The sequence below is a fragment of the Methylomagnum ishizawai genome (assembly GCF_019670005.1).
In the GTDB taxonomy this organism is placed as follows: Bacteria; Pseudomonadota; Gammaproteobacteria; order Methylococcales; family Methylococcaceae; genus Methylomagnum; species Methylomagnum ishizawai.
The window spans coordinates 3,065,225-3,091,896 of the sequence record NZ_AP019783.1 but is presented as its reverse complement, the minus strand read 5'-3'; the positions used below and the strand labels follow the sequence as shown (position 1 = coordinate 3,091,896).

Sequence of the window (26,672 nt, the reverse complement as noted above, 5' to 3'; positions counted from 1 at the left end):
CTATCTGCTGTTTTAATCGCGGGCATAAGGCGCGAACCGCGCGCCATTTTACATGTAGCCCGGTCATTTCCCAAACCCGTCAAGCAAGGGGGAATCCCGCTCAGCGGGGGGCCCGGCCCGGCAGCAACAGGTCCAGGGTTTCCAGGAAATGGCTGTTGGCTTCCGCCAGGACCGGCTCGATCACGGCCTCGTCCAGTCCCGTGATTTCCCAGGCCAGGGGGGAGATGCGGGATTCGCAGCGGGGGAGGATGCGGCCCGGCTCCAGCCGGTTGGCGATGGCGTTGGCGAGATGGACGATGGCGATGTCCAGGGCGTGCGGGGATTCCGCCAGGGGTTCGTGATGGTGGAGGGCGACCGCCTGTAGGCTTTCCGGCAGCCCCCAAGCCTTGAGCAATTCCGCGCCCACCTCGGCATGGGTGTAGCCGAACACCCGCCGTTCGGCCCGGTAGGCGCCATCGTCGGCGGGTTCGGCCAGGACCAGGGCCTGGGCGGAGGCGGCGGGCTGGAACCGGTATAGCACCAGCTGGCCGATATCGTGGAGGATGCCCGCCACCGCCATGCGCTCGCTGTGCAGGACGTGGCAGCGCCGGGCCAGTTGTTGGGCGGCCAGGGCGCAATAGATGCTATGGTGCCAGAAGGTGGATAAATCCACCGCTTGCGGCGGGAGCTTGCCGAAGGTCCGCACGATGGTCGTGGCCAGCACGATATCCCGCAGGATGTGCCCGCCCAACAGCCCCACCGCCTGGGAAACCCGGTCCACCCGCCGTCCCAGGCCGTACAAGGGGCTATTCACCGCCTTGAGCAGGCGGGCGGTGAGGCCGCTGTCGCTTTCGATCAGCCGCGCCAGGGTCGCCGAATTGTGCCGGGGATCGTCGATCAATTCCTGCACGCGGTAATAGACCTCCGGCAGCGAGACCACCCGGTGGGCGCCCCGGACCAACTCGGCCAGTTCGGGAGCCTGGGAAGACGCCGGGGGATCGGCCTGGATGCGCGAGGACGGGGAATGGTTCATGGGATTCAGGGCAGTTTGGCCGGCGTGGTGAAGACCCAATCGGCGTCCTTGGCCGCGCCATGGCAGCCCAGGCACTCTTGGGCGAACTGGGCGTCCTGCCCGTAGGGGGTGAATTTGTCCCCGAGCCAGCGGGCGAAGCCCCAGCCCCCGGTCGCCGCGTATTTGGCGGCGTCCTTCACCATCAGATCGGTATGCACATATTCGCCGGGCACCACGGCGGTGGCGAACTTATCGTGGCCCTTCTGTTTCCAGGCGACCTTGGCGAGCATGGCCCCGTCCGGCCAGGGATGGGTTTGCCCGGAGCGGGCGGCCTCGATGGCCTTGTCGTTGCCCAGGATGGCCCGCAGGGTGCCGTTCTCGGTGCGCTGGGACACGCCCAGCAAGCGCCAGTTCTGGTAATCCTTGGGCAGGGTGATACCGTTCGGGGCCGGGGGGGCGGCGGCGGGGTCGGCGAAGCCCGGCAGGGTGTTGCAGGCCAGGGCCAGGACGAAAAGGGATCGCTTCATGATGGGTTTCCTCTGGGGCTGGGGCATATCAAGTTTAGAGTGGTTTTGCGGGAATCGGTCGGTCGCGTGGTGTTTTGGCCGCTCCCACGGCGGGCGATTATTGCCTAATCCCGCTGCCTGGGGGAGTCCGCGGGGGATTTCGCGGCTGTCAAGGGAACTAATTCCGCCGGGTCCGTGAAATGGTGGGGTCGGTGGGGTTGGCGGAATTCCTTTAAAGTCGGGCAATTGTCGGCAGGGGCGGTGGGTGCCGAGACAACGGGCGGGGAGAAACCCCGCCCGCCCGGACGGTGGGCGGCGGCTTTCGCGGCCCTGGCATAAACTGTAATATCGGTCCGGCGATAGCCGCGGTCTCGGGTGGGTGCCCGGCGGTGGCCATTCCAAGGGGGAACCCTCGATGACAGAATCAGTATCCAATTTCGGAAGTCCCCGGCGGGTTCGATATCAAATCGAACTCCCCGAAGCCAAGACCAAGGCGCTCGCCGCTTGGCTGGATGAGTTGCCGTTGGCGAACCTGTTCCATTGCTTCGATGCCGTGGAGGCGGTGCTGGAATATTTCAACGGCGAAACCGCCATCCCCGGCGCGGTCCGCCTGGAAATGGCCGAACTGCTGAATCCCAAGGTGGCCCTGTTGGTCGGGCAATGCGAGGGGCATTTCATGGACGCCGCCCTGCCTTATCATCCCAAGGCCGAATTCTATGCCGGGGTGGCTTTCCGCCTGCAATATGGCTTGGGGATGGCCTACGCCCTGGCCGCGTTCGACATCAAGCCGGCCCATGGCTGGTTCAACCATGGCGGCAATCAAACCTTGAAGGTGGTGTGCCGGGCTTTGCAGCACCTGGGCTTGGCGCAATTGCGGGTGGCCCAGCAATACCTGAGCCTGCCGATGGATTATTGGGGCACTTGGTTCCGCCTGTACCGCCACGCCGAAGCCCACAAGCTCTTGCTAAGCCATTTCGACTCCCCCGGCGAACCCGACGCCTGCAAAACCCCGCTCGGACTCTTCAAGCGCGGCCTGTTGTTCTATCTGGCCGGCACCCGCCACCTGCGCCAACGCGACATGGCCCGCGTCTACGACTTGCTGGGCCAATGGGCCGACCATGCCGAATGGAGGCCGGAAGCCGTCCGGGGTTGGCATTCCGCCGAATTCATGGTCTATCTCGACGGCGATTGCCCGCCCTCGCGCAGCCTGCCGGGCGGTGCCCCGCAACTGCGCGGCATCCATTTCCTCTATACCCTGGGCTTGGCCCGGGTGGTGGCGGAACTGGCCGAGGAGGCCGGGACCGGCTTGTCCGGGGACCGGCATCCCATCGACGAGTCCGTGTTATCGAGCGTGGCCCGCAACCTGGAAGGCATCCAGAAGCGCAAGGCCGACCGCAAGGTGCGGGACCGTGCCTGCCATTGCATCGTGGGCCTGAACAAACTGATCGCCGCGCTTGCCCCGTCCGGCTCCGACGCCGGCGAAACCGCCGTCCCGGCCGAACCGGGCCCATCCGGCAAGCTGGCCCGGCGGCTCGATTTGATCCTGGGGCGGGATTTGGATAACGAGGACGCCGATCTGCGTAGCGAAATCACCCTGCCCAGACTGATGCGCAAGGGCGGGCTGAGCCGGGATGAGATTTGGACGGCACGGCGGGAGGAAGAACCCGAAACCGCCGGGGACCGGGCCAGGGTCGAGGGCCGGATCGCCAATGTCGGGGTGAACGATTACTGCATCGTATGGCCCCTGGACCAAGTGGCCGAGATCAAGGTCGGCGAGGTGATCGGCGTGAGCGAACCCGGCCAGCCCTTGTTCATCGGCGTGATCCGCTGGTTGCATTGCGGCGAGGGCCGGGTGCGCTTCGGCGTGGAACGGCTGACCCTGTCCGCCCAGGTGGTCGATTTGCTGGACCACGATATGCAACCGACGGCCAAGGGCTTGCTCTTGCCGCCCGAGCCGGGACTCCGGGGCGAGCCGGAATTGTTGGCCCTCCCTGGGAAAACCCATCCCGGCGGCATGGTGCGCCAGAAGACCGGGGAGGGAAGCCGTTTGTTCCGCACCTATACCTTGCTCAAGAACGCGGCCTCGTTCAGCCGCTACGCCATGATCGCCTTGCAATGAACGGGTTCAGCGCCGGAACCACAGGTTGGCGAGCAGCGTCAGCACCGCGCTGACCACGATCATGCTGGTGATGGGGACGAAGAGGACGCGCTTGCCGTCCTGGATATGGATATCGCCCGGCAGCTTCCCGAACCAACCCAGCAAGCCCGGCGCATAGGACAGCGCCAACCCGGCCAACACCAGGACCAGGCCCAGCCCGATCAAGCCTTTTCCCCAATCCATCCTTTGCCCCTCCGCCGGGCCGCCGGCCAGTGCGCCGCCAATAACAAGGCCCAGGCCGCGAGTCCCAGGACGGGCCGCAGATCGGTATCGACCGTGCGGCGGACGGCGAATTCCGGTTCCCGCAGCAAGCGGCCCAGGTCCGCCGGGTCTTCCAGGCGATGGTAGCGCAGCCCGGTGATGGCGGCCAATTCCCGTAGGTGGGCCTCGTCCAGCCAGGACAGGAAATGCCCTTCCTTGGGCAGGGCGGGGGGTTTTTCCTGGGCGTTTTCATAGGCCGCGGTCAGGACCGGCGGGGTTTCGATATCGGTGTTTTCCCAATAGCCGATGAAATGGTTGTCGCGGTCGTAGCGCGGCACCACGGTGGGCAGGGTGCCGCCGGTGCCGACGATCACGCCGCGCACCGCGCCGGGCTGGCCCTGGAACAAGGCGCGGACGCTGGGTGGCGGGGTTTCCTGGCCGTCGGTGAAGAAGGCCAACCGGATCGACGGATCGCGCTTGCCGATCTCGCGCAGCGCCGCGTACAGCCCTTGCTCGACGAAGGTGTTGGCCGACCAGGCCATGCGCCAATCGATATGGGCCAGCGCGTCGTCGATCACCGGGAAATGCCCGCACACCTCCAAAGGCTCGAACAGGAACTGCACATTCTGGGTGGTGAAGAGGCCCAGCCCCGCCTCCGAACCGCAAGGCAGTTCGGCCAGCGCCCGGCGGAGGGCGGCCTTGGCGTATGCCAGCCGTTCCGGGGGCAGCCCCTCGGCGTGGTAATCGCGGGTGTTCATGCTCTGGGTGATGTCCAGCACGAACCAATAGCGGTAGACCGGCCTGGGCAGGGCGAGCCGCGGCTGGAACAAGGCCCAGGCCAGCAAGCCCGCCGCCAACCACAGGGCGGACTTGCGGCCATCGGCCCGGAAGCGCCTCATGGCGCACCGCCCGGCAGGCTGGGCATGGTGGCGTAGACGCTGCCCTTGGAGGCTTTGAAGTCCGATTTGGGTTTTTCCTTGGGCGGCGGGGTGATGCGGTAGGCGTATTCCAGGTTGTAGCGGGCGTCCCAGTGCCCAGGGGAGAGCCGCAGGGCCGCCCTGAGGTTTTCCTTGGCGGCGGACACCAGGGTATTCACCCGCACATATTCCAACACGCCGCGGGCGTTCCAGAGCCGGGCCGCGTCGCCCAGGTAGAGCGTCCCCAGGTTGTAATATGCCCGCGTCCGCAATTCCGCGTCGCCGGTTTGGGTCAGCGCGCCATAGAGCCGGGTGGCTTCCTGGGTATCGCCGTGGCGGGCGAGATCGTAGGCCTTGGCGAAGACCAGGGCCGGCGGTGTGGCGGGATCGACCTGGATGCGTCCGGGCGCGGCGATCAGCGCGTTATCGCGGTTTGCCCGCCACAGGTGCCAGCCTTCGTGGGCGGCCCCCGCCAGCGCCAAGGCCAGCGCCGCCCGGAGCGCGAGGTTCAGGCGTGCCATGTTTCGATCTCCAGGGTTTTGGCGGCGATGAGCAGGAGCAGCCAGGGCAGGGCCGCGCCATAGCACCAACCGGATAAATCCTGCCGCGGCAGTTTTTCGCGGTAGCGCAGGGGCAGGTTTTCCAAGCGCTCCACCTCGGCGATGGCGGCCCGCATCGCCGCCGGGTTGTCGGCCTCGAAAGCCCGGTAGGGAATCCCCAGGCTTTGGAAATATTGGTCCAGGAAATATTCCGGGGTGGTGCTTTCGTTGGGATTGGCGGGTTTGTCGGCCAGCCGCCCGCTGTTGGGATTGCGCAGGTAGATCCAATACAGGCCGGTCTGGGTGTCCTGGAAGCTTTGGCGCAGGCGGTCGCGGGTTTCCTCGTCGATGCGGGCCGCGCCGTCGGAAACCAGCAGCACGATGCGCGAGCCGGTCGGGGGGCGTCCTGCGAAGAAATCCAGGGCCATCGCCAGCCCCGGCGCGATGTGGGTGACGCCATGGCCGCGCCCGCCCGCCGCCGCGATGGCGGCTTCGACCGCCGCCCGGTCCTCGGTCAGCGGCAGCACGTAGACCGGGGCCGCCGCGAAATCCACCATGGCGAACAAATCATGCTCGCGCCGGGCCACGAACTCGCCCAGGAGTTGGCGGGCCACGGCGCTTTTGGATTCGCCGGTCTTGGCCCCCAGGTATTTGCCGGTGAAGTTCTCGTTCATGCTGCTGCTGCGGTCGAGCAACAGCACGATATGGGCACCGGTGCCGGTTTTTTCCACCCATTGCTCGCGTAGATAAGGACCGGCCAGGGCCAGGGCCAGACACAGCGCCGCCGCCGAACCCGCGAATTTGAGCAACCGGTCCAGCCCGGTGGATAAGGGATCGTCCGGCACCAGGGCCAAGGCGGAATAGGGCAGGGCCGGGGGGCGCGCCAGCCAGGGCAGGATGGCACCGAGTCCCAGCAGCAAGACCCAGGGTTCGGCTAGGTCCAGGTTCAAGCCCGCCTCCGTTCGGCCTGGGCGCAGCGGCGGCAGAGTTCTTCCAGCCGGGCGGCGGGATAGTCGGGCGGGAGGGGCGCATCGGGCGCGGCGAAGAACACGCGCCGCGACAGTCCGAAGAATCCGGCCAATTCTTCCCGCAATTCCGCGAAGGCGGGGCGTTCCGCGCAAAAGCCGCCGAGTTGCTCCGCGAACAGGCTATGGCCGGCGGTTTCGTTCAAGGCTTGGTGTAGGCGTTGGACCGCGGCGCGGTAGGTTGCCGCCGTGGCGCCACGCCGGAGTTGCCGCCGCAATTCGCGGTGGGCGCGGGCGAACGGGCGGGGTTCGGAACCATGCCGTTGCCAAGCGATAAGGCCGAGCAGGGCCGAGGCGAGGCCCAGATAGCCCACGAGGCGCGAGGTATGGGGCCGGGTGGGTGTCTCCATCGGCGGCAGCGGTCCGCGGATCGCGACTTGTTCGTCGGCGAGGTCGGGTGGGATCAGCGGCGCGACGGTGAAGCGCCATTCGGGCAGTTGGGCCGCCAGCGGGCTGGGTCCCTGGAAGCGCAAGGGCAGGGCGGGCACCGTCGCGGTTTCGGTGGCGCGCACCCCTTTGAAGACTTGGTAGGCGATACGCACCTCGTACACCGGCCCCTCTTCCTGCTGTTCCATGCGCCATTCGCTGCCTTGGATTTCGAGGTATTCGTCCAGCGCCCCGGTTTGGGGCAGGTATCCGGTTTCGAGCGTATAGCCTCGCGGGAGCGCGACCGTGAAGCTTTGTTCGAGGATATCGCCCATGGCGTAGCCGAAATCGCGGGGGGGCTGGATTTCGAGGCGCGGCGTGGCGGGGTCGGCCAGGACGGGGCCGGCGCAGAGCAGGAGCGGGAGCCACGCCGCGAGGGTGCGGGAGCGGGGGGCCATCATGGGCGCGGCCGCTGTTATTCGTCGTCGTCCCGGAAGCGGTAGGTGTTGTCGCCCACCCCGTCCATGCGGTTGATCTGGAAGCCGATATGGCAGGTGCCTTCCGGTTGCGGGGTGACGCGCACCACCGTGACCAAGCCTTCGACGCTTTGGTCCGGCAGGTTGATCCTGAGGATTTGTTCGGGTTGCAGGCCGGGGTTTGTATCGAACTCGGCTTGCAGTCCCCGCAGGGACAAGTCCAGCAGGGAGAATTTCCGCTCTTCGCCGGATGGTAGAATCAGGTATCCGGTCGATGTCAGTTTTTTCCGGTAGAAGTGCCTTTGTTCGCTCATGTCGTGTCCTTGGAATCTGGGTGGGTTGTGGCCGGGGGAAACCGCGGCACAGTTTAACGTTCCAGGGGGTGGGGGGTGAACGGGGCCGACGTTTTTCCAGCGGGACGTGCCCGACCCGGCATCGATCCCCCTATCCGCGACGAAGTGGAGTTTTATGAAGAAAATCAACTATATGGCCGTCGCGCTGGTTTGCGTCGGCCTGGCCAGCGTCCCGCCCTGCCACGCGCAACGCGAACCGGCCCCGGTCTATCGGGGCTATACCGGCACCATCGCCGAGAAATTCGGGACCGGCGTGACCAATATGGGCTTGGGCTGGGTGGAAATCCCCAAGACCATGTATGTGTCCTCGATGCAGGACGGCGTGTTGTCGGGCCTGACCCTGGGGCTGTTCAAGGGCATGGCCAACACCTTCGGCAGGATGTTCCTGGGGATGGCGGATATGTTCACCTTCATGATCCCGACCAAGCCCATGGTTACGCCCGACGTGGTATGGCGCGATTTCGGCACGGAAACCGCGTATAGCAATAGCTGGGAGTTGTACAACACCCGCTAGCCATGGGCCGTCACTGGCCGATCAACTCGAAGGCGTTGCCGTCGGGGTCGCGGCAGAACAGGGCGGGACGGCCCGAGCGGCTGAGGGTGTAGGGGATGCCCGCTTGTTCCAGGTCGGCCTTGAGGGCGTCGAGGTCGGCCACCCGCAGGGCGGTATGGCGGTCGCGCCCGCCGTGTTCGGGCTTGGGAAGGCCGAATTCGGGGCTGGGCAGGGCGAGCAGGTGGATTTGCTGCTCGCCGATGTCGTACCACGCGCCGTCGAAATCGAAGTTGGGGCGCTTGGGGTTGGGGACCAGCCCCAGGATGCCCTCGTAGAAGGGACGGGCCAGGGCCATATCGCTGACCATGATGGAGGCGTGGTGGAAGGCGGTGATTCGCATGGGAAGCTCCTGTGTCGGGTGGTTCGGGGGCCGGACGATCGCAAAGGCTGGGTGGCGCGGCAGGCTTATGGTTATGCGGAATTTCTCCCCGGTCAACTTGAAGGACCCGGGATTTTCTATTTTGTTTTCAGATAAAAAGGGTTGGAAAACCGCGCTGCAAAATAGGCTATCCGGGTACAACATAGCCTTCGGGGATTTCCGCGCCGTCGATCTGGGCGCTTTCGACCTCATTATCCCGCTGAATTTAAGCGACCAGAGATTTCTCAACGAGGTGGCGGTTGCGCACAAACCGTTGGCCGGCTTGGGTCCTTCGGAATATTGCATGGGGCTTTGCAATGACAAAACGGAACTTTACGCTTTCTTGCAAGATTTGGGTCTTGGCGACGCGGCCCCCAAAATCGATCAGCAATTGCCGCCACCTTACATACTGAAGCCGAAAATCGGGGAATGGGGGATTGGCGCAAGCATCGTCCTCGGCCCGGAAGACGAGCCGGGGAATGCCGATAAACTCAAGTCTGGAAAATATTTCAAGCAGGCATACATCGCGGGCGGACGCGAATATGCGACCCATATCATCATGAAGGATAGGAAGATCGTCTTTTTCAAGACCGTCGAATTCGAATTCGATACCGATGTCTATGTCAAGGGCATCGACAAAACCCCGGTCAAGGCGCGGCGGATCGACCATGGAAAATACCAAGGGATATTCGAGAAAATCTTAGGGGCGATGGATTATCAAGGGATTTGTTGCTTCGATTATAAGGTCGTGGACGACCGTCTTTATCTCTTCGAGATCAATCCACGCTATGGGGGCAGCCTGACGGGTTTCATAGAGGAGGCTTTGGCGGCCTATGCCCTGGCGGTTTATGGGGCGGGTTGATTCCGCGCGCCTACAAATCCCAGCCCATTTCATCCAGCAGCTTCATGAAGTTGCGCTTGGCCTTGAACGCCGCCCGCCACCCGGCCAGCAGCCCCTGGAATTCATCCTCCCGGTCCAGGCGCTGTAGCAATTCCCCGACGATCCCGATCAACTCCACCGCCCGCTGGTAGGCTTCGTTCTTGCCCAGGGCGACCTGCGCCGGGATCATCGGCAGATAGAGCGCCAGGGCTTCCGCCGGGCGCGGTTCTTCGAGTTTTTCGGCCAGCCGCGTCTTGAGTCCCGGTTGGCAATAGCCCCGCTGCGCCGCTTCCCAACCCGCCTCCGGGTCTTCCTCCCACAGGGCGATTTCCACCCGCAACGACGTATCCGGGGTTTGGTTCTGGGTGGCCCAGCGCTTGGGATGTTGGGCCGCGCGTTCCACTTCGGCCAAGGCCCGTTCCCGCTGTTCGGGCCACTTGCCCAAGCGTTCCGCCAGGCCGCGCAGCTTTTGATAGGTGCGGAGGCTTGGGTCTTCGGCGAATTGCGCCCAGGCCAGAGCCAGCGCCTCGTCGTTCCGCCCGAGTTCCAGATACAACTCCGCCAGGAAATCCCGCAGCCGGGAGTCCGGGCGTTCGGGAAAGGCTTCCAGGCCGAGTTCGGCCCACTTCAAGGCTTGGTCCGGTTGCCGGGCCTCCTGGTAGATTTCGGCGATGTCCAGGAAGCGATGGGCGGACGACAGGTCGTGGGCCTTGACGGCGACCAGGGCTTCGATATTGCCGGATTCCCGCGCCAGGTTTTCCATGATCGAGCTGATCCGATAGTTGCCGCCAGGGTTTTCGCGCCAAGCGGCTTCGGCGAGTTCCCGGTAGCGCCGCGTCCCGGCTTCGCCCAGCGCTTCCCGGTAGTCGGGCAGGCTGTTGTGGAAGGCATCGCCTTCGCCGGTCGTGTCGTAGCGGAACAGCCGTTCCGCCAGGGCCACCGGGTCGGGCCGGGCCGACAAGCAGGCTTGGCGGTGGAGTTCGCCCAACCGGTCCAGGATATCGATGGCCTCGCCCTCGTCGTATTCGAGTTCGGGAATGGCCGCCTCCACCCGCTCGACGGCGTATTCGGCCACCTCGACCACGGCGGCGGGTTCGGTGTCCAACAGTTCTTCGAGGCTGTCGAGCAGGGAATCCCAGTCGTCCGGGTTGCAATAACGGGCGATTTGGTCGACTTCCCGGCGCAGGGCTTTGATCTGGTGTAGCGAGCCGCCGACCTTTTCCATGGCCAGCCGCAAGGTCCGGTAGGTGGTTTCGTCGCGTCCGGCGGCTTCGAGCAGCCAGTCCACCAGGGTTTCCACAGGTTGGAGCGGGAGGTATTCCTGTAAACGCACCCAAACGCCTTGCGGAGTGTTTTCCGGGGCCAGATGTTCCATACCGCGCCGCCCGTCCAGGAAGGCCAGCCCGGCCGCGACGCAGTGCTTGCAGAAATTGCCCTCGGCGGCGTGGGGGCAGGTGCAGGCGTATTCGAATTCCTCGCCGTCGGTCCACAACTCGACCTCGTAGTCCTCTGAGCCCGAAACCCGGGCGCTGACCCGGTGGCCGATGTCGCGCAGCCGGGTGACGGTGTTGGCTTGGAAATAATCGAGCCCGCGTTGGAAAACCTTGGGACCGGCGTATTCGGCCAGGGATTTCCGGGTGATCCATTCGTCGAGGTCGGGCATGGGAGCGCTCGGTGGTGGTGGGAGGAGGGGTAGTGTAATGGATGTGCCGTTCCGTGCTAAGCCGTGGGGGGCGGGCGGCGGAATCCGGGGGGAATTTCAAAATTCGGCGTCGATGCCCTGTCGGCGGTGGGGGGAATCGGTTGAAAGCCCTGGGGTTGGAAATCCGCTTCGCGCGGACTTCCGGGCGATAGGACGCATCCAAATTTCTGGATTTCTGGCGCATATCCCGGCACGGCACAGGCGAGAACGGCGCTGAACCGCCCAATACAACCCGCCGGGCCAGGAAAAGGGGAAGAAAAACAGCGGGAAATTCGCCCGACCGGAACCCAGTGGAATCCGTGACCCCCAAGAAACCGGGTCGTCACGGATTCCACCCAACTCCACCCAGGCGGAAGGGGAACCTCAGCCGAACTCCAACACCGACAGCAGCGCGTTCACCAGGATCGTCACATCGTCCCGGCTGCGGGCGTCGGCCTTCAGCACGGGCCAATATTCCCCGCGCTCGGCCAGGCATTGGTAATACTCCTCGATGCCGGGCGTGGCGGCCTCGTCGAGGTGGGTCACGCCGATCACGGCGGGCCGGTCCTTCAGGAAATCGGCGTTGAGGTTGAGGTAGTAGTCCAACTCGTCCAAGGGCGTGGGATGGGCGTTGTTGATGAGTACGATCAGCCCCAGCGCGCCCTTGGTCAGGATATGGCACATGAAATCGAAACGGCGCTGGCCCGGCGTCCCGTACAGGTTCAGCTTGATCCCGCCTTCCAGGGTCAGCTCGCCGTAGTCCATCGCCACCGTGGTGCTGTTCTTGCGGAACGCCACGTCGTCGCTGGGGCGGGCCTCGGTCATGATCGGCGGCACCTCGCTGATGACCGAAATCGCCGTGGTCTTGCCCGCCCCCACGCTGCCGGTGAAAACCAGCTTGATCTGCGGATTGCCCTTAGGAGGTTGGCTCATGCTGCGCGCCCGCCTTCATGGTCTCCAGGGCCTTGGATATCTTCCGGTAGATTTCGCGCTGGCCTTCCGCCACCGGTTTGGCCTTGATGCTCTCGGTCCCGCCGGCCTCGATCAGGCCCAGCGCCGCGCAGGCGTTGTGGAATTCCGCCACCCGCCCCAGCGAGATGCCGGTGTATTCGGAAATCTTCGCCACCGAGGCGGTATTGGCCGACATGAACGCCGCCAGCGCGAAAAACCGCCGGTCCAGTTCCAGGCAGTGGGCTTCCGGCCAGCGGGTCAGGCGCACGGTGTCGCCCAGGGCGCTGCCCGCCACCAACCGTCCGCGCGAGGTGTCCAGCGTGGCCCGGAATAGCAGTTGCGTCAGCGGATAGGACGGTGGCGCGGCCACTTGCACTTCTTTCTTGCGGCGTACCCACATCCGCCCGATCTGCACCAATTCTTCCTCTTCCCCGGTCTGGGTGCCGAGGCCGTCGGCGATGCCGATGTCCATTTCCGCCAGCGAGGCCGTGGCATAGGCCGCGACCGTGGCGGCGTCGCCCTGGGTGTAGTACTTGCCTTCGGCGGGGGCCAGGAACAAAGGGGCGCGGCCCGGCAGTTCGCAGCGCCGCATCTGCCGGTCGACCAGCGCCCGCTGGATCGTCCCGGCCAGGTATTCCCCAGGGTCGAAGGCGTTGCCGCGTTCGATCAAACCCAGGGCGGCGCAGGCGTTGTGGAAGTCGAACACCTTGGCGAGCGGGATGCCGGTGGCCTCGGCCACGGTCAGGAGGTCGCCGCTCTCCTCCATCATGAACACCGCCAGGGTCATGTCGTGTTCGGAATGGGGCAGGATCGAGAAATCCGGGCAGCGCTTGAGCCGCACCAGATCGTCTGCCCGGCAGCCGTGCAGCAATTGCCCTTGCGAGGCGCTGAGGCTGGCGTACCACAGGAGTTCTTGCAGGGGGCGGGCGGGCAGGCTGGGGGCGGCGGTTTCGGCTTTGGGTTTACGCATCCAGAGCCGGCCCGCCTGCACCGCTTCCTTGCCGCCGTCGGGCCGCCAGTCCGGCACCGGTTCCACCGTCAGGTCGAAGGGCGCGGCCAGGCAGAGTCCGCGTAGCGCCTGGACATTGGGGGCCGTCGTGTAGTAGCGCTTGTCGGCGGGTACGATATAGACCTCGGGACAGGCCGGCATCGAACAACGCCGGGGAATGCCGTCCGAGAGGGCTTTCTGGATCAGTCCAAGGAAGTGGAACGAGGGGTTGAATTGGCCTTCTGTCGCTAGTGGCATGATCGTTCACCGGGGAAGTGGGGCAGCGGAGCGGGGTGGTCGCGGGGGCGTCCCGCATATGCCGGGTAGGCAGCAGGTTATGTGCCAAGCGTCCCACGGGTTCGCTGTGTCGGGTGTAGCCGGAATTAACCGGGGCTTGTGACGCCGTCATGGCCTGGGTCCGTTTGGGCTATGGCCCTATGGGGCGTATGGATATGCACCATTATTGAGCTTGGCCGTGAACTTGGTTTGTTCGTGGTGCGTGTGGGTGTCGTCTAAGCAAGGCCGGTGTCGGTGCAGGCGTGGCACGGTGGGGCCGGGGGTCTGGGGCGGGTTTCGTTCCGCCGCCGCCGGTCCCGCGCGGGGCTGCCCTGTATGTTTGGCATCTTTAATGCTAGGACGCATTCCGCTCATCGCGCACCGGCCTGGGGGGCGCGGGGACCACGCATCCCGTCGGCCGGGACCGGATACAGCGACCCATCGCCCTGCGCCGCCGCCCGCGGACGCCGAACAACGGCCAAGGCCCGATCCGCCCATTCGGGGAGGGACGGATCGCGATTTGGCTGGATGGGGTGATTTTTGATGAGAACAACCTTTCAGAAACAACCGTTTAGGGGAGTCCATGATTAAACCATCGACCTCGCTCGCTTTATTGCTCCTGTCCGGCGGCGCGATGGCCGCCGAACCCGTGGCCAGCAAGCCCGACACCGCTTGGCTGTTGGTCGCCACCGTGCTGGTGATCCTGATGACCGTGCCGGGGCTGGCCTTGTTCTATGGCGGCATGGTCCGCGCCAAGAACGTGCTGTCGGTCCTGATGCAGGTGTTCGTGGTCTTCTGCCTGGTCGCGCTGCTGTGGGCCGTCTATGGCTATAGCCTCGCCTTCACCGAGGGCAACGCCGTCCTCGGCGGCCTGGGCAAGAGCTTCCTGAGGGGCATCACGGTGGATTCGGTCGCGGCCACCTTCAGCAAGGGGGTCTATGTGCCGGAATACGTGTACGCGATGTTCCAGCTCACCTTCGCCGCCATCACGCCGGCCTTGATCGTGGGCGCCTTCGCCGAGCGCATGAAATTTTCGGCGGTGCTGCTGTTCATCGTTTTGTGGTTCACCTTCTCCTACCTGCCCATCGCCCATATGGTGTGGTACTGGGCCGGTCCCGACGCCTATACCGACGCCCAGGCCGCCGAGGCCGCGGCCGCCACCGCCGGGTTCATCTTCCAGAAGGGGGCGCTGGATTTCGCGGGCGGGACGGTGGTGCATGTCAACGCCGGGGTGGCCGGCCTGGTGGGTAGCCTGCTGGTCGGGCAGCGCCTCGGTTTCGGGCGCGAACCCATGGCCCCGCACAATATGCCGATGACCATGACCGGTGCCTGCCTGTTGTGGGTGGGCTGGTTCGGTTTCAACGTGGGTTCCAACCTGGAGGCCAACGGCGCGGCGGGGCTGGTGTTCGCCAACACCTTGCTGGCCACGGCGGCGGCGACCCTGGCCTGGATGTCCGCCGAATGGCTGGCGCGGGGGATGCCCTCCGTGTTGGGCGCGGCTTCCGGGGCGGTGGCGGGTTTGGTGGCGGTGACCCCGGCCTGTGGCTGGGCCGGTCCCATGGGGGCGATCCTGTTGGGGTTGGTGGCGGGGGCGGGTTGCTTCTGGGCCGTGACCGGCTTGAAGGGCCATTTCGGCTACGACGATTCGCTGGATGTGTTCGGCGTGCATGGTGTCGGCGGCATCATCGGCTCCCTGGGGACGGCCTTCGTGGCCGCCCCGGTCCTGGGCGGTACCGGGGTCTATGATTACGTCGCCAATGGGATCGGCGAGTACAGCCTGGGATCGCAACTGCTCAGCCAGATTTGGGGGACCGGGGTGGCCTTGGTCTGGTCCGGCGTGGTGGCCTTCCTGGCCTTCAAGTTGGTGGACATGACCCTGGGCCTGCGTGTCGCCCCCGATGCGGAGCGCGAAGGACTGGATTTGTCCGAACATGGCGAAATGGCCTATCACGATTAAAATCCGGGGGCTGCCGCCATGGCGGCCCCCGCTTCGGCTTTCCTCCCTATGGGGTTCGACCGGGCGGCGGACCTGTGACACAGGTCCGATCCGCCACATCCTTGTGGCGCGACCATAGCGCTATCAGCGGATTATCCCCGGACACACCGGCAGCGCGCCCGGATTTTCCTAAGCATTAATACTTATTCCCCCGCTGGCAGGTTTCTGTATATTGGTCCACGATTCCATCGGCGGACGGATGGTGGCCCATCCCATGCGGGTGCGGTCCCCGAGAATCTCTCCCTCATAGCGGTTTGCGCGGATCGTTTTCACAAAACCGGACACCCCGGTATCGCCATAATACCCGCGCTCCCCGTTCGACAGCGTCCACCACCCCGGTTTTCCCCTGTCCGACCGCGATCCCCCGCCGTGGTGTCTTTATGCCCTGTGTCGTCCATTGTCCCGGCCAGTCCAAGGAGTCCCAGCATGAACCCGCAGCCCCACCACACCCCCCCGGTCCGCCTGTTGCTCGTCGCCAGCGATCCCGTCGATAGTGCGGCTTGTCGGCGGGTCCTGGCGCGATCCGGCGGCGCGTTCGCCCTCCACGAGGCCGGGACCGTCGCGCAAGGCATCGTTTTGGTGCAGGACGGTGGCTGCGATTGTGTGCTTTTGGAGCAGCGGTGGCCCGATTGGGAATTGCTCGCGGAATTGGCCGGGACCTGCGAAAGGGCCGGCGTGCCCGTGGTGGTGCTGGCCGGAGCCGAGGACGCCGGGGTCGGGCTGCGGGCGCTGGAATCGGGCGCCGCCGATTATGTGGTCGCGACCGCCGCCGGCCTGGAATGGCTGCCCGCCGCGATTTTCAAGGCCTTGCGGGAAAGCGCGGCCCGTCGCGTGGGCCGTGCGGCCTTGGCCGAGCTCGGGGCCGTGCGGGCGCAGTACCGGGGCTTGGTGGAGCAGATGCCGGCCATCGTCTACCTCGCCGCCTTGGAACCGCCGGGGCGGCTCCTGTACCTCAGCCCCCGCATCGCCGATTGCCTGGGCTATCCCGCCGAGCGTTGGCGGGAGGCGCGGGACGGGCTGCTCGGCGCGGTGCATCCCGAGGACCGGCCCCGGTTGGCCGGGCTGTGGGCGCGGACCTGGGAGGACCATGCGCCCCTGCGGGCCGAATACCGGATGCTCAAGCGCGATGGCCGCGTCCGCTGGATGCTGGACGAGGCGCGGGTGGTGCGGGACGAACTGGGCCGTCCTTTGTTCGTGCAAGGGCTGTTGGTCGATATCACCGAGGACAAGGAGAACGAGCGCGACCTGGAGTATTACCGCCACCGGCTGGAGGATTTGGTGGCCCAGCGCACCGAGCAGCTGGAGCGGCAGAGCGGCTTGCTCCTGGCCGCCAACCAGCGGATGGACCTGGAGCTATGCCACCGCAAGCAGGCCGAGGCCAAGCTCCGGGCCAGCGAGGCGCGGTTCCGGCTGTTGTTGGAATCGGTGGGGGAGGGCATCCTGGGCATGGACCGGCAGGGGCGCTGCACCTTCATCAACCGGGCGGCGCGGGATTTGCTGGGCTGCGAGGACGGTTGGGAGCCGGTGGGGCAGGATTTGCTGGGTTTCCTCTGCCATTGCCAGGGGGAGGTGGCCGAACCCTGCCCCTTGCGGCGCACCCTGCGGGACGGGGTGCCGGCCCGTTTCGACGAAACCTTGCTGCGTTCCGACGGTACCCATTTCGTCGCCGAATTCGCCGCCTATCCCTTGCGGATCGGGGCGGAGGCGGCGGGGGCGGTGGTGGTGTTGCGGGATATCGGCGAGGCCCGCGCCTTCATCGCGCGTTTGGCCCAGGGCGCGGGGTTCGGCGGCCATCTGCCGGGCCGTCTGGATGCGGAATGGCCCGTCGAGGCCCCGTCCTCCGCCCACCACGCCCCCAGGGCCGAGCCGCTGCGGCAGGTCGCCACCGGTTGAGGGCGCGGCGGGGGCCGGTCCCCGGCCCCCGCCCGCCGGGACCGGCTCAATAGGCCGATTCCACCACCCGTTCGTAGATGTTCTGGTAGCGCCGCCGCATCTGGTCCGTGAACAAGGGATCGGACCCCCGCGGCAGGCCCGCTTCGATCCCCGCCCAATCCTCGTCCCCCAGCCCTTCGGCCAGCATCCCGTAGATCGAGCCTTCCTCCAGGTTCAGGTGTTCCCATTGCAGGCGCAGGTAGTCGTCGATCTGCCCGGCGACCTGTTCCCGCGGTATCGGCGAATCGCAATGCCATTGTTCCAGCGAGACCTTGAGCTGGGCGGTGCTGTCCAGCAGGGTTCGATGCTCCGCCATCAGGCGCTCGATCACGTCGATCCCCGGCAGCGCCCGCGCCCGGTAGGCCGCGAAGATCACGTCCTCGCGGGGATGGTGGACGAGGTCGGGATAGCTCTGCACATAGTCGATGATTTCGCCCAGGACGTGGATGTCCGCGTCCGCGCCGGCGCGGAGCAGGCCGAGCTGGTTCTCCAGGATACGCAAGACCCTGCCGAGGTTGACATGGTCTTGGTGCAGTTCATTGAGTAGGCGATGCATGGCGGACCTCCTGCGGGGGAGCCGGGTGGGGACGGAAGGCGGGACCGTCCACGCCGGTGGCGGCGTGGGCTTGTATATCCTGCTCCGATTCGCGGTGGATGGCGAGTCCCTCCCGGGGGTCCGCCGGCCTTAGGGCGGGGAGGCTTTCTTGTCGCGCTTGTCTTCCCAGGAAAATACCGGGAGGCTTTCCAGGGCCAGGATCAGCCCCTTGTTCCAGCGCTCGGACAACTCGTGGGCGAAGGGGTCGTCGTCGGTGAGGAACAGCCTGCGGCCCCCGCTGAGGCTGTCGCGTTCGTAGATCAGGAGTTCCACCGGCGGGCCGACGGTCACGTTGCTGCGGATGGTGGAATTCATCGACACCAGGGCTACCCGCGCCGCCCGTTCCAGGTCGATTTCGCGCTTGATGGTACGGTCCAGGATGGGTTTGCCGTATTTGGTCTCGCCGATTTGCAGGAACGGGTGTTCGCTGGACTCGTGGATGTAATTGCCCTGCGGATAGACCATGAAGGTTTCCGGGGTCGCCGTCCCCAACTGTCCCCCGAAGATGAAGGTGGCCTCGAAATTGGTGTTGGCCGTGTCGCGGGTGGCCTGCTGGCGCTGGATTTGGGTGCTGATCATGCCCACGTAGTCGGCGGCCTCGCTGATGCTGCCCACCGAGAGCAGGTTGGGGACCAGCGCCTGGTCGATATCGCGGTTGAGTTTTTTCACCACGGCCTGGGTGGTCGCCAGGTTGCCCGCCGACAACAGGACGAATACCCGGTCGCCCGGCCAGATGAAGGGATGCATTTTCGAATAGCTGCCGATGTTGTCCATCCCGGCGTTGGTGCGGGAGTCGGAGCAGAAAATCAAGCCGCGGTCTACGTTGATGGAAAGGCAGTAAGTCATGGCTATCCGGGTCCTGAAGGTCTTTTTAATTCTTGAATGCTAGGTCTTGGGCCTCAGGGATGGTCCTGGGCCGCCGTGCGGTCCGGGGAATCGGCCGGGGGCGCGGCACGGATGGCCACATTAGGCAGAAATTAAGCCATTTACGCAAGTCCGGCATTTACCCCCTTGCGGCAGGGATGCGGGGCTGGGCCGGGCGTATGGGGAAAGGTCTTGCCCCGTCGTGGTGCGTGGATGCCTTGCGATGAGGCGGCGCGGCGGGGAGGGAAAGGGCGGGAAGCGGGATTCGCGGGGGCCGAAAAAACGGAAACCCGACCTTGCGGCCGGGTTTCAGTCCCCCAGTCCGAAACGGAACACCGATGCAAAATGTCTCCGCCAGACTTGGTGCCTATTTAACCGCGGTACCGTTTATCGGTAAATTAGTAGATTCCGTCGCTATCTACGAGGAACTACGTAGTCCCCGCTACGGGCACGGGCTTCAGGGGGCGTCGGCGGTATCCTGGATCGGCACCGATCCGCCGGGATCGGCGCTTTGTTGCAGCCGCACCAGCCAGCCATGGACCCGGTTTTCCACGAACTCCTCCATATCCTTCCAATCGGGATGGGGATCGTTCAGGACCGATTGCCGGTAGCCGGGATCGCCCCGGAACGCCACCCGCCATAGCCGCGCCTCTTCCCCCAGGACCGCGATATCCCGCCCGGTGCGGAGGTCCAGGACCGGGAGCCGCAGCCGCGCCGCCTGTTCGTTGCCGATCCCCGAACCCGGCGCGAAGATGCCCGGCACCGGGTCGATCACCACGGCGGCCTTGACCGCGGGGTCGGCCTGCTTCAGTAGATAGCCGAGCAAGGTGCGTACGCCTTGGTCGTGTCCCAACAGGATCAGCGCCCGCAAGTTCTTGCCCTTGAGGAAATCCACGCCCGCCTTGACCCGCGCCTCGGCCTGTTCCAAGGCCTGGGCTTGGCCCGGCGGCGTGTCCGGCAGGACCAGGGACAGGCTGGACCAGCCGCGTTCCGGTAGCCGGACCCGGAGCGGATCGACGACGGCTTGATCGTTCGCCGCCGAACTCCGGCCATGCAGCAGGAGGATCGTGCCCCGGATCCGCCGCGCCGGGGTTTCGCGGAACAAGCCCTCGAAGGACGTGCCGTCCGCCGTCAGCTTGACCACTTCGCTGGGCGGGAACAGGTCGCTCGCTTCCGGAGGCTTGGGTTTCGGTGGCGCGGCGGGTGGGGTGGGTGCCGGGGCGTTGGTGGTCGTGGGCGTCGGGGTGCTGGGGGGCGCGGGCGTACCGCCGGGCGCGGGTGCGGTGGGCGGCGCGGACGCGGGCGGGACTGGAGCCTGAACTTGTCCGGGCGGGCCGGCCGGTGGATTCGCGGGGGGCGTTGGCGGTTCGGGGGCCGCCAGCGGCGGGGCCGTCGCCAGCAGCAGCGGCCAGCCGAGCCAGAGGGTCCGGACCCCACGCCGGGGGCGCGGAATGGAAGCGGAGCGGGATAGGCGGTTCATGGCGGATAAGTTGCATCAAGGCCGGACTGCCGGGTCCGGGGATTCGTGTAAACTCGGGCCGTCGCGGCGGGCCGGTCCCCGTGGGTCCGGTACCGAGCCAACCCCTCCACAGTTTAGAGGAGCCTGCCATGGAACATATTCCCGAATACATCGACGACCTGCCCAATATCTCCGGTTCCGAAGCCTTGATCGAAGCGGCTGTGCGGAACCGTCCCGCCGAGGTGTTCAAGCCCGCCAGTCCCATCCATTTCGATCACATCGAGAGCGCCTGCGCCATCGCCCTGCACATGCACCAGCCCTTGATCCCGGCGGGCGGTGGCGACCTCCGCAGCGCCGATATCATCAGCAACCTGCAATACATGATGTGGAACCAGGGCGTCGGCGACAACCACAACGCCCCGGCATTCCACTGGTGCTATAAACGCATCGGCGAATTCGTGCCGCAGTTGTTCCACGAGGGCAAGAGCCCCCGGGTGATGCTGGAATACTCCGGTACGCTGTTCCACGGACTGCGCAAGATGGGCCTGCACGATGTATTCGATACCTTGCGCAATGTGACCTGCAACCCGGATTACCGCCAGGGCGTGGAATGGCTGGGCGCGCCCTGGGGCCACGCGGTCGCGCCTTCGACCCCGGCCCAGGATTACCGCCTGCACGTCAAGGCGTGGCAGCACCATTTCGCCGCCATCTTCGGCCTGGAGGCGCTGCAACGGGTGCGCGGCTTCTCGCCTTCGGAAATGGCCCTGCCCAACCATCCCGACGTGGCCTACGAATATATCAAGACCCTGCGCGATTGCGGCTTCACCTGGCTCTTGGTGCAGGAACACACGGTCGAGCAACCCGGCAACGGCCATGGCCCGGAGCTCAAACATTTGCCGCACCGGCTGGTCTGCACCAATTCGGCGGGCGAGAGCGTCGATATCATCGCCATTATCAAGACCCAGGGCAGCGACACCAAGCTGGTGGCGCAGATGCAGCCGTTCTACGAGGCCAAGGCGTTGTCGCGCTGGACCTTGGCGGGGCGTTCGGTTCCGCCCCTGGTGACGCAGATCGCCGACGGCGAGAACGGCGGGGTGATGATGAACGAATTCCCCGGCAAGTTCATGGACGCGGTGCGGGAAGCCAGCGGCAGCCGTTCCCCCTTGATGAACGCCACCGAATACCTGGAATTCCTGTTTGCCATGGGCATCAAGGAGAGCGATTTGCCGGTGGTCCAGCCCTTGTTCCAGAAGAAGATTTGGGACCGCTTCGCGCCGGGCGACGGTCCCGCCAAACTGGAAGCCGTGATCGAGGATATCCGCAAGGAGGATCACCGTTTCCACATGGAGGGCGGCAGTTGGACCAACGATATTTCCTGGGTGCGCGGCTATGACAACGTGCTGGGGCCGATGGAGGAGGCCAGTTCGGCGTTTTACCAGAAGGTGCTGAAGTCCGGCGCGTCCACCGCCGATAGGCGCTACCGCAACGCGCTGTTCCATCTGATGACGGCGCAGACCAGTTGCTACCGCTATTGGGGGCAGGGCCAGTGGACCGATTATGGGCGGGAGATTTGCCGGCGGGCGGTGGAGATCGCGACGCACGATTTTTGAGGGGATTTGGGGGCGGGTTGGTTTTTTAAGATTAACCCGCCTTACATAACACGGCAGGATGGGTAAAAGTGATAACAGGAGTTATCACGATGATTGAAAACCAAGGTCTATGAGTAGAGTGTACAACAAGCCAACCTGCTTGGATTTTTTCGCCGGTAGCGGGTTGGTGGCCGAAGGGCTGAAAGACCATTTCGAGACGGTTTGGGCGAATGATATTTGCGAGAAGAAAGCCAAGATTTTTTGTGCTAACCACGATGGAAACATCTTCCACCTCGGCTCGATCAGCGATGTGAAAGGTGGAGACCTACCCCCGGCGGTTTTGTCCTGGGGAAGTTTCCCATGCCAGGATGTTTCATTGGCCGGCAATATGGGGGGTCTCTCTAGTTCACGCAGCGGCTTGGTTTGGGAATGGCTGCGGGTGCTGGATGAGATGCCGCGCCGGCCCCCATTGGCGGTCGCCGAAAACGTTGTCGGTTTGGTGTCCACCGCGCAGGGAGAGCATTATCGTAAACTTCATCGTGCCTTGATCGAGAGGGGGTATAAAGTCGGTGCAGTCATAATCGATGCTTCACACTGGGTACCCCAATCGAGAAAGCGTGTCTTCGTCATCGCTGTGGAGGCCGGGATACCGACAGCCCCCTTTGAAATGGACCAGCCAGCTTGGTGCCATCCCTCCGCCATTACCAGGGTGGCCGAGGGATTGAAGGGCTGGATCTGGTGGAATCTCGCCAGACCACCGGAAAGAAAAAAGAAACTCGATGATTTGATTGAATTCACCGCGCCCTGCGATGGTCCAGAAAAGCAGACACGCCTGCTAGCCTTGGTACCGGACAAACATTACGAGAAAATGGCGGTCGCTTCCAAGGAGGGGCAAATGGTTTTTCCTGGTTATAAACGTATCAGGCAGGGGCGGCAGGTTTTGGAATTGCGCTTCGATGGTCTCGCCGGATGCCTACGCACACCGGAAGGCGGTAGCAGTCGTCAATTTTTGGTGATAAGGGAAAATAATGGTTTGATTAAAACCCGGTTGCTTACCATAGGGGAAGCCGCTGCCTTAATGGGGGCACCCGCAAGCTATAAACTGCCCGGCACTTATAACGATGGGTATAAGGCAATGGGTGACGCTGTTGCCCTTCCAGTATCCCGGTATCTTGCGGAGAACTTATTATCTCCCCTGGCGGAATTGATAAGGAAAAGAGGTTTTTAATGCCCTTCGATGAGAAACTCGATGAGTTCGCCCGGAAAAACCATATGAAGGGCAAAGGGCCGCTTTGCGTCGCCTTGGTCGTGACGCGCCATGGTAGGAAACTTGGAATGCCCCTCGACCCGGAGGCATTGTTGACCGAGGGCGGTGGGCAAGTCGTGGGACTTGGGAAATCCGCTGTGCAGGCCATTTTGAAAGAGCATGGCATCGAACGTGTCCTGGCCGAGGAGGGCGGGCGTACCAGCCGGGGCAGCGTAGGCAATATGCGGAAATATGTCGCCTTCCTGAACGAGGCCCACGCTTCCGGCATCATCGATTTCGCACGGTTGGAAGCGTGGTGGATCGAGCGTGTGCGGGAGTTTTTCTCGGGCAAGCCCTTTGTGCTGCGGTTCGACGGTTCGAAGTCCCTACGCGCCGTGATCCGGGACTTGCTGTCGCAAGCCGAGAAACGGCAGGCCCAGGCCAATGGTTCGACTTTTGTGGGGACTATGCTCCAACATCTGGTTGGCGCGAAATTGAACCTGTTGCTCGATTCGCCGCTACGGCATCATGGCGCGAATGTCGCGGACGATGTGTCGGGCCGTGGAGGTGATTTCATCGTCGAGGATGTCGCGATCCATGTCACCACCGCCCCGTCCGAGGCATTGATACGCAAATGCGGGAGGAATCTCGATAATGGGATGAAGCTCGTCATCATCACCACTGGCCGGGGTGCGGTGGTGGCGGAAGGGCTGGCCGAACAGGCGGGCATAGCCGATAGGCTCGACGTATTCGAGGCCGAGCAGTTCATAGCGGGCAATCTGTATGAGATAGGCAAGTTCGCCCAAGCTGGCCGACGCACCACGACGGAACAACTTATCTCCGAATACAACGCCATCGTGGATGAATGCGAGACCGACCCTGGTTTGAGAATAGAGGTCGCTTAGGGGTTGGCCGGCAATTTGCGGCTCCCACTCACTGTTTGGCGTGGCGCTGGAAGCAGGGCTTCGTATCGGCATTTCCAAACGGAGCTTGGGGATGCGGGTATAGGATGGGCAGAAACAGTAGCCCAAACCCGGTTTGCACGGCCTGGGCACGAGCCGCTTGGTTTGCATCGCCGCGAAGCAAGCCGCTATCGAGCCAGCGCGGTCCGCGCCCGCAAGAATTCCCCGATATACTCCCCCGGCAGCGCCAACCCCCGCCGCCCGCCCGCCTTCCCGAGCAAAGCCAATTCCACCCCCTCGGCCCGCGCCCGCTCCAAAGCGCCCGGCGGCGGGTCGAGGTCCAGCACATCGTGATAAATGCAGCGCGATTGCAGGCTACCGAACACTTGGCAACGCTCCGCCGAATGTTCCAACACCCGCAAAGGCTGGATGCCCAGTCCCGGCCAGTCGATGGCGCGGAAATCGGCGCTGGCGGCCCCATAGCGCAAATCCACGACGAGTTCGTCCCCCGCCGCCGTGTGGCGCAGGCGGTAGGCCGCTTCGTCATAGCCGTAGAATTCGCCGCGCCACCATTGGGCATGTAGGCGCGGGGCTTCGATCACGCCGGGTTCGGTGGCGGGGGGCGAGGCGCAGGCGGATAAAACCACCAATAACAGCGCTATCGACCGGGATCGGAGTCTGGGCATGGCAAACCAGTCAAGGGTATGGGGCCAGGGGAAGGTGCCCGCCGGGATAGCGCCTTTCCGCCACGGCCCGCACCAAGGCCACCTGTTGGGGCAGGCACAGGCGTTCCAGGTCGTAGCGCTCGACCACGGTACGGCGGGCGTTTGCCCGCAAATCCCGTAGCTGTTCCGGCTGTTGCAGTGCCCGTATCACCACCCCGGCGATGGATTCGGGCGAGAAGAAATCCACCAACAGCCCGTTCACCCCGTCCTCGATCACCTCCTCGACCGGCGGCGTGCGGGAACCCACCACCAAGCAGCCCGCCGCCATCGCTTCCAGCACCGACCAGGACAGCACGTAGGGATAGCTCAGGTAGACATGGGCGGCGGACACTTGGAACAGCGTCAACAGCAGCGGGTGGGGCAGGGTGCCGACGAAGTGCACCCGGCCCATGTCCAGCTGGGCGCCGACCTCGGCCAGGGCGCGTTGCTTGTAGCTGTCGCCGGCGGGGAGCGCCGGGCTATAGCTGGCGGTTTCGCCGCCGACGATGATCGTCCGCGCCTGGGGACAGGCCCGCTGGATCAAGGGCAGGGCGCGCATGAAACCCAGGAAGCCGCGGGCGGGTTCCAGGCTGCGGGCCGCGAAGGTTATCACCGGGTCGCCGGGGCGTAGCGTGAGCCGATGGGCGGCCAGCTGGATAGAGGCGTCCGGGTCGGGCCGGGCGGCCTGGGTGTCGATGCCGTCGTGGATGACTTGGATGCGCGGGCGGTGATAGTCCGGGAACTGCGCGGCCTGCCACTGGGTGGGGCTGATGCCGAAGTCCATGGCGTCGAGTCCATGCAGGGCGAAGCTGTTCTTCATCCGCCAGGCGCATTCCGCCTCGAAACCGCGCTCCGGGTATGCGTGATCGAACGCCCCGAAGTGGTTGCCCCGTTGGAAGAAGAATTCCAGATAGCACAAGAGCGGCGCATCCGGCCACACGTCCTTGAGGAACAGGGCTTCGCCCCAACCGGGATGGGCGCAGATCGCATCGGGGACGAAGCCGCCGCGCTTGAGTTCCAAGGCCGCCCGCGCCGCCGCCTCGCCCATGAGGACGCGGGTTTCGGTGGTTTCCAACCAGGGGTGGAGGCCGCTGGCGAAGTCCGGTCGCACCGTGTAGCGCACGGCTTGGAGGCCGGGGGGCAAGGGGCGGCGGTGGGCGCAGAGGACCACCACTTGATTCCCAGGGTCAGCCGCCAGTTGGGGCGCGAGGCGCTGGTATTGGCCGGGGAAATTCTGGTGGACGAACAGGACGTGCATGGGCCGGGTTCAAGTCCTGCCGCACCAGGAACCGCGATAGGCCTTGCGGATATCGCGGGTGCCGAGATTGGCCTGGATGCGCTCGACCCGGTCTTGGATATCGTCGGCGGACTGGCGGCGGTAGTCGGCGATTTCGCGTTCGATGCGCTGCTGGGTTTCGGGCGAGGCCGTCTGCACGAAGCGGTTCAGCAGCCCCGCGAACACCGGGCCGCTGTCTTCGGTCGGGCCGCTGATGCCGTAATGGCGGCGGATGGCGGCGGCGGCTTGGTCGGTGTTGCAGAAGTCCAGGTCCAGCCATAGCCGGAGTTGATCCAGCGCGGTGTCTTTGTTGCCGAGGGCCGTGCCGGTGGCCGCGCCGTTCCCGGAGACGGCGGCATAGGCCGTCCAGCTGCGCTTGACTTCGGCGTCATAGGCTTCGCGGGTGATGGTCCGGGCTTGGTATTGCTTCCAGGCCCGCGCCGTTTCGGTTTGATAGCTGCGCCAAGCTTCCATTTCGGCGAGGTAGTCGGCTTCGCTGGCTGGGGCGGCGGGCGCGGGCGCGCTGGCTTGCGCGGGGGCATGGCGGGTTTTGGGACGGGGTGGCGGCGCGGGTGCCGGTTCCGCCGGGACTGCGGCGGGGGCGGGTTGGACCGGCGCGGCGGATTGGGATTCCGGGAGGGTGGGTTTGGGTTTGGGTTCCGGTGCGTGTCGGGGCCGGGGCGGCGTTTTCGCGGCCACGGGAGCCGGGTGGTGGTGTTTGGGCTCGGTGGTTTTGGCCGGTTGCGCCGCCTTGGCCGGGACCGGGGCGGCGGCTTTGCTGGGGTGGGGTTTGGCTTTGCCAGGGTGTTTTTCTGCGGCGGCGGCGGGGCCGAGCGTACACAGGAGGGCGAGGGCCAAGGGCAATTGTCGGACGATGCTCGGGGTCATTG

26 protein-coding genes are annotated in these 26,672 nt (G+C 65.0%); 8 read left to right on the top strand and 18 right to left on the bottom strand.

What is annotated here, in order from left to right:
• Positions 1-100: 100 nt before the first annotated feature.
• Together K5658_RS14085 and K5658_RS14080 are read right to left on the bottom strand one after the other, a co-directional pair.
• Entirely contained in the window at positions 101-1,012 is a 912-nt protein-coding gene (locus K5658_RS14085; protein WP_221063756.1) for an HDOD domain-containing protein, read from the bottom strand.
• Between the two features lie 5 nt (positions 1,013-1,017).
• Positions 1,018-1,518 carry a cytochrome P460 family protein gene (locus tag K5658_RS14080; protein ID WP_221063755.1) on the bottom strand — a complete coding sequence of 167 codons (501 nt, stop codon included), beginning with the start codon at positions 1,516-1,518 and terminating at the stop codon, positions 1,018-1,020.
• 394 nt (positions 1,519-1,912) lie between these two features.
• Between K5658_RS14080 and K5658_RS14075 the strand changes: the two genes are divergently transcribed.
• On the top strand, positions 1,913-3,616 hold the full coding sequence (locus K5658_RS14075) for a hypothetical protein (RefSeq protein ID WP_221063754.1): 1,704 nt from the start codon (positions 1,913-1,915) through the stop codon (positions 3,614-3,616).
• 6 nt (positions 3,617-3,622) lie between these two features.
• On the opposite strand, the gene K5658_RS14070 is transcribed toward K5658_RS14075, so the two are convergent.
• Genes K5658_RS14070 through K5658_RS14045 form a run of 6 tightly spaced genes read right to left on the bottom strand, consistent with a single transcriptional unit; the run spans position 3,623 to position 7,493 of the window.
• Positions 3,623-3,838: a DUF2905 domain-containing protein gene (locus tag K5658_RS14070; RefSeq protein WP_221063753.1), complete on the bottom strand. Its 216-nt coding sequence runs from the start codon at positions 3,836-3,838 to the stop codon at positions 3,623-3,625.
• A complete protein-coding gene (locus K5658_RS14065; RefSeq protein WP_221063752.1) occupies positions 3,817-4,755 on the bottom strand; it encodes a VWA domain-containing protein in 939 nt (312 codons plus the stop codon). Before K5658_RS14065 ends, K5658_RS14070 begins: the two co-directional genes overlap by 22 nt.
• The gene (locus K5658_RS14060; RefSeq protein WP_221063751.1) at positions 4,752-5,294 is read right to left on the bottom strand and encodes an MxaK protein; all 543 of its coding nucleotides are present in this window, start codon (positions 5,292-5,294) and stop codon (positions 4,752-4,754) included. The genes K5658_RS14065 and K5658_RS14060 overlap by 4 nt, the downstream gene beginning before the upstream one ends.
• A complete protein-coding gene (locus K5658_RS14055) occupies positions 5,282-6,262 on the bottom strand; it encodes a vWA domain-containing protein (RefSeq protein ID WP_221063750.1) in 981 nt (326 codons plus the stop codon). The genes K5658_RS14060 and K5658_RS14055 overlap by 13 nt, the downstream gene beginning before the upstream one ends.
• Positions 6,259-7,164: a hypothetical protein gene (locus tag K5658_RS14050; RefSeq protein WP_221063749.1), complete on the bottom strand. Its 906-nt coding sequence runs from the start codon at positions 7,162-7,164 to the stop codon at positions 6,259-6,261. Before K5658_RS14050 ends, K5658_RS14055 begins: the two co-directional genes overlap by 4 nt.
• 14 nt (positions 7,165-7,178) lie before the next feature.
• Positions 7,179-7,493: a PilZ domain-containing protein gene (locus K5658_RS14045; RefSeq protein WP_221063748.1), complete on the bottom strand. Its 315-nt coding sequence runs from the start codon at positions 7,491-7,493 to the stop codon at positions 7,179-7,181.
• A 154-nt stretch (positions 7,494-7,647) separates the two neighbouring features.
• Here K5658_RS14045 and K5658_RS14040 point away from each other — a divergent pair, with 154 nt between their 5' ends.
• Positions 7,648-8,046 carry an exosortase system-associated protein, TIGR04073 family gene (locus tag K5658_RS14040; RefSeq protein WP_221063747.1) on the top strand — a complete coding sequence of 133 codons (399 nt, stop codon included), beginning with the start codon at positions 7,648-7,650 and terminating at the stop codon, positions 8,044-8,046.
• A 10-nt stretch (positions 8,047-8,056) separates the two neighbouring features.
• Here K5658_RS14040 and K5658_RS14035 read toward each other — a convergent pair whose 3' ends face one another.
• Positions 8,057-8,425 (bottom strand): VOC family protein, encoded by a 369-nt coding sequence (locus K5658_RS14035; RefSeq protein WP_221063746.1) that lies wholly within the window; start codon positions 8,423-8,425, stop codon positions 8,057-8,059.
• 73 nt (positions 8,426-8,498) lie between these two features.
• Here K5658_RS14035 and K5658_RS14030 point away from each other — a divergent pair, with 73 nt between their 5' ends.
• Positions 8,499-9,305 (top strand): ATP-grasp domain-containing protein, encoded by an 807-nt coding sequence (locus K5658_RS14030; protein WP_221063745.1) that lies wholly within the window; start codon positions 8,499-8,501, stop codon positions 9,303-9,305.
• Positions 9,306-9,315: 10 nt separating this feature from the next.
• Here K5658_RS14030 and K5658_RS14025 read toward each other — a convergent pair whose 3' ends face one another.
• From K5658_RS14025 to K5658_RS14015, 3 genes are all read right to left on the bottom strand, one after another.
• Entirely contained in the window at positions 9,316-10,986 is a 1,671-nt protein-coding gene (locus tag K5658_RS14025) for an SWIM zinc finger family protein (protein ID WP_221063744.1), read from the bottom strand.
• A 402-nt stretch (positions 10,987-11,388) separates the two neighbouring features.
• Positions 11,389-11,937, bottom strand: coding sequence for a GTP-binding protein (locus tag K5658_RS14020; RefSeq protein WP_221063743.1), 549 nt, complete (start codon positions 11,935-11,937; stop codon positions 11,389-11,391).
• Positions 11,921-13,201: a hypothetical protein gene (locus K5658_RS14015; protein WP_221063742.1), complete on the bottom strand. Its 1,281-nt coding sequence runs from the start codon at positions 13,199-13,201 to the stop codon at positions 11,921-11,923. The genes K5658_RS14020 and K5658_RS14015 overlap by 17 nt, the downstream gene beginning before the upstream one ends.
• A gap of 601 nt (positions 13,202-13,802) precedes the next feature.
• On the opposite strand from K5658_RS14015, the gene K5658_RS14010 reads away from it, so the two are divergent.
• Positions 13,803-15,176, top strand: coding sequence for an ammonium transporter (locus tag K5658_RS14010; RefSeq protein ID WP_221063741.1), 1,374 nt, complete (start codon positions 13,803-13,805; stop codon positions 15,174-15,176).
• A 465-nt stretch (positions 15,177-15,641) separates the two neighbouring features.
• Positions 15,642-17,108, top strand: a complete 1,467-nt coding sequence (locus tag K5658_RS14005) for a PAS domain S-box protein (RefSeq protein WP_221063740.1) — start codon at positions 15,642-15,644, stop codon at positions 17,106-17,108.
• A gap of 46 nt (positions 17,109-17,154) precedes the next feature.
• On the opposite strand, the gene K5658_RS14000 is transcribed toward K5658_RS14005, so the two are convergent.
• The 3 genes from K5658_RS14000 to K5658_RS13990 form a co-directional block, all read right to left on the bottom strand.
• Complete coding sequence (locus K5658_RS14000) at positions 17,155-17,703, bottom strand: hemerythrin domain-containing protein (RefSeq protein ID WP_221063739.1); 549 nt, start codon at positions 17,701-17,703, stop codon at positions 17,155-17,157.
• Between the two features lie 129 nt (positions 17,704-17,832).
• Positions 17,833-18,588, bottom strand: a complete 756-nt coding sequence (locus tag K5658_RS13995; RefSeq protein WP_221063738.1) for a proteasome-type protease — start codon at positions 18,586-18,588, stop codon at positions 17,833-17,835.
• Positions 18,589-19,063: 475 nt separating this feature from the next.
• Complete coding sequence (locus tag K5658_RS13990; protein WP_221063737.1) at positions 19,064-20,086, bottom strand: DUF3530 family protein; 1,023 nt, start codon at positions 20,084-20,086, stop codon at positions 19,064-19,066.
• Positions 20,087-20,214: 128 nt separating this feature from the next.
• Between K5658_RS13990 and K5658_RS13985 the strand changes: the two genes are divergently transcribed.
• The 3 genes from K5658_RS13985 to K5658_RS13975 all read left to right on the top strand — a co-directional run bounded on the left by K5658_RS13985 (position 20,215) and on the right by K5658_RS13975 (position 23,805).
• Positions 20,215-21,675: a glycosyl hydrolase family 57 gene (locus K5658_RS13985; RefSeq protein WP_221063736.1), complete on the top strand. Its 1,461-nt coding sequence runs from the start codon at positions 20,215-20,217 to the stop codon at positions 21,673-21,675.
• Between the two features lie 109 nt (positions 21,676-21,784).
• Positions 21,785-22,882, top strand: coding sequence for a DNA cytosine methyltransferase (locus K5658_RS13980; RefSeq protein WP_221063735.1), 1,098 nt, complete (start codon positions 21,785-21,787; stop codon positions 22,880-22,882).
• The gene (locus K5658_RS13975) at positions 22,882-23,805 is read left to right on the top strand and encodes a DUF4928 family protein (protein WP_221063734.1); all 924 of its coding nucleotides are present in this window, start codon (positions 22,882-22,884) and stop codon (positions 23,803-23,805) included. Before K5658_RS13980 ends, K5658_RS13975 begins: the two co-directional genes overlap by 1 nt.
• 185 nt (positions 23,806-23,990) lie before the next feature.
• On the opposite strand, the gene K5658_RS13970 is transcribed toward K5658_RS13975, so the two are convergent.
• Genes K5658_RS13970 through K5658_RS13960 form a run of 3 tightly spaced genes read right to left on the bottom strand, consistent with a single transcriptional unit; the run spans position 23,991 to position 26,670 of the window.
• Positions 23,991-24,488 carry a hypothetical protein gene (locus tag K5658_RS13970; protein WP_221063733.1) on the bottom strand — a complete coding sequence of 166 codons (498 nt, stop codon included), beginning with the start codon at positions 24,486-24,488 and terminating at the stop codon, positions 23,991-23,993.
• 10 nt (positions 24,489-24,498) lie between these two features.
• Positions 24,499-25,764, bottom strand: a complete 1,266-nt coding sequence (locus tag K5658_RS13965) for a glycosyltransferase (RefSeq protein WP_221063732.1) — start codon at positions 25,762-25,764, stop codon at positions 24,499-24,501.
• 9 nt (positions 25,765-25,773) lie between these two features.
• Complete coding sequence (locus K5658_RS13960) at positions 25,774-26,670, bottom strand: hypothetical protein (protein WP_221063731.1); 897 nt, start codon at positions 26,668-26,670, stop codon at positions 25,774-25,776.
• Positions 26,671-26,672: the final 2 nt, after the last annotated feature.